A 1970-nucleotide genomic window follows, 5' to 3' on the forward strand; every position below is an offset into this window, starting at 1 on the left:
TGTCAACACCGATTTTAAAATGTAGGATTTCACCGGTTTAAAAATGTCGTTTTTCACCGATTTACTTTTGTGTCTTTGTGTGTTCTTGATAATCTTTCATTCGATATGATTTTCCAGTAATTTTAAAGATCTCCGAATGGTGGACCAAACGGTCCAGAATTGCATTCGCAATTGTTGGATTAGAAAAGGTTTCACCCCATTCCGATAAGGGAATATTAGTTGTAATGATCGTTGATTTCTTTTCGTAACGTCGAGCAATCAACTGGAAGAATAAATCGGATCCTAGGTCATCGATTGGTAAATATCCAATTTCATCGATAATTAGTAATTTGTACCTGCTATAATTTTTCAAAATCGCCGCTAAACGATTCTCTTGATGGGCTAATTTTAACCTTTCAATTAATTCGTGACAGTTCACAAAATAAGTACTTAAATGATTCTTACATGCTTCCATACCAAGTCCAGTTGCTAAATGAGTTTTACCAACTCCAGAAGAACCAATAAATAATATATTCTTAGCCGAAGAAATAAAATTCATTGATGCAAGATTCATAATTCTTTGTTTATCAACCGAAGGTTGAAAGTCGAAATCAAATTCATCTAGACCTTTGGCATATGGAAAGTGAGCTACATGAATTGACATTTTAGTTGACCTTTGAGTTCGATAAGCGAGTTCTTTACTGGTTAGCTGTTCAAGGATTTCCGGTAATGACAAATCATTGCCTTCCAAATAGCTAGGCAAATATTCCTTTATAGCTGTTAATTTCAGCTTAGTCAAATTATCCTCTAATTTTGTATAAATGGTCATGTACTACAGCCCTTCCTATAATTGGTCAAACATTTTCAAATTAGTTTCTACTTGTTCGGCAAGTCGCTGATCTGATAGATCATGAAATACCGATGTTTTTAAGATTGCTGTCATATCTTCTTGGTGATAATTAAACTTTTTGTTGCTAAGTAAATGCTGCCTTATTAGTTTTGTAGCACTAAAAATCAATAAATTTTTGTCAGTGACCTTGACGGTCACTTCATGACCGATATACTTTATTGGTACAGAATATTTACTTCCCAGATAGGTGATCATTGATTCTTTACTAACTTTGCGGGTTAGATCATGATCTACTAACGAACTCAGCAGTTCACGGTTAAAGGGTTGTAAGTATTCTTTTTCTTTTTGCCATAAATCCATTGGCCTTCGGTCTGTTGCTTGACTTTTTTCATCATTAAGTTGCTTTTGTAGATGTTTAATTATTTGTCCTAACTCCTCCTCATTACTAAATTCATGGTCGTAAACTTTAATCCTTTCAATCGTTCTGGCTAAGGCTTCAACTTTGCCTTTAGTTTGTGGCCGAAATGGACGACATGATTTAGGTAAAAATCCTGCAGTCTTTGCGTAATTCAGTAATTTTTCATTCCAAACTACTTTATGAAAATTACTTCTAGCATGATCTACAGCTGTTTTCATATTATCGAAGTAGATTTGATGTGGAACGCCTTCGGTGTTACTAAAAGCCTCATTTAGACATTCGAAAAGTGTATCTTGGCGTCGATCAAAAACTAACTTGAGAAATTTTCTTCTTGAATAGCCTAAAACGTACAAGAATATTGAAAAATGAATCGGCTTATTTTGACGCGTATGGAGAACCATGTCCTCTTTCCAGTCTACTTGTCCGACTTCTCCGGGAGCAGTTTCAATTCGAATGATTGGCTTTTGATTATTAGCTTTTTTCAATTGATGACAGTAATCGCGTAAAATTGAAATTCCACCTTCATAACCTAGCTCTTTAATAAAATAGAAAATTGCAGTTGCCGAACAAGTTTGGTATTTATCCTTGATAATTTCACGATATGGATCTAATTTGCTACTCCTTCTTTTACTATTTCTCCTTTTATCTGCATGATTCTGCGTTAAATAACGCTTAATAGTTCTCGGATCACAATTATATTTGCGGCCTAAGGCCGCATAATTT

At 34.5% G+C, this 1970-nt stretch carries 2 protein-coding genes; both read right to left on the reverse strand.

From position 1 onward, the window contains the following. Positions 1–61 precede the first annotated feature (61 nt). Positions 62–808 (reverse strand): IS21-like element helper ATPase IstB, encoded by a 747-nt coding sequence (gene istB / locus HUK49_RS10455; RefSeq protein ID WP_191913655.1) that lies wholly within the window; start codon positions 806–808, stop codon positions 62–64. A gap of 15 nt (positions 809–823) precedes the next feature. After that, positions 824–1970 (reverse strand): IS21 family transposase (gene istA / locus HUK49_RS10460; RefSeq protein WP_191913656.1); only part of this gene is annotated, 1147 nt, incomplete at its 5' end.

It is taken from the genome of Limosilactobacillus portuensis (genome assembly GCF_014838735.1).
GTDB classification, from domain to species: Bacteria; Bacillota; Bacilli; order Lactobacillales; family Lactobacillaceae; genus Limosilactobacillus; species Limosilactobacillus portuensis.